We start from the raw sequence: 543 nt of genomic DNA, 5'->3' as shown, positions 1-543 counted from the left end.
TGAGCAGGGCGGGGTGGCTCTGTCGGACGGTGAGCGGGTGCTGCTGCGGCCGGTGCTGGTGGGGCGCAGTGCGGCCAAGCTGGAGGCGATCGCGGCGCGGCACGGCATCCCCGACTGGACGACCGACCTCGCGGCGGCCCTCGCCGACGACCGCAACGCCGTGTACTTCGACGCGCAGACCACCAGCGCCAGGGTCGCGGCCGTCATGCGGGCCGTCGAGGCGGGCAAACACGTCTACGTCGAGAAGCCGACCGCGGAGACCACCGACGACGCTGTCGCCCTGGCGCGGGCGGCCCGCGAGGCCGGGGTGAAGAACGGCGTCGTCGCCGACAAGCTGTTCCTGCCCGGACTGCTGAAGTTGCGGCGTCTGATCGAGGGTGGGTTCTTCGGCCGGATCCTCTCGGTACGCGGCGAGTTCGGTTACTGGGTGTTCGAGGGTGACTGGCAGGCGGCGCAGCGGCCCTCGTGGAACTACCGGGCAGAGGACGGCGGCGGCATCGTGCTCGACATGTTCCCGCATTGGGCGTATGTGCTGGAGAACCT

General features: G+C 70.7%; 1 protein-coding gene. It reads left to right on the top strand.

Going from position 1 to position 543, the window contains the following annotated elements; translation table 11 throughout:
* The coding region (locus IEY93_RS37640) for a Gfo/Idh/MocA family protein (RefSeq protein WP_189167907.1) at positions 1–543 on the top strand (543 nt) is incomplete at both ends.

It is taken from the genome of Sphaerisporangium melleum (assembly GCF_014646695.1).
Classification (GTDB): Bacteria; Actinomycetota; Actinomycetes; order Streptosporangiales; family Streptosporangiaceae; genus Sphaerisporangium; species Sphaerisporangium melleum.
Note: the sequence above shows the minus strand (reverse complement) of the source record. Positions and strands in the feature narration are given on the sequence as shown.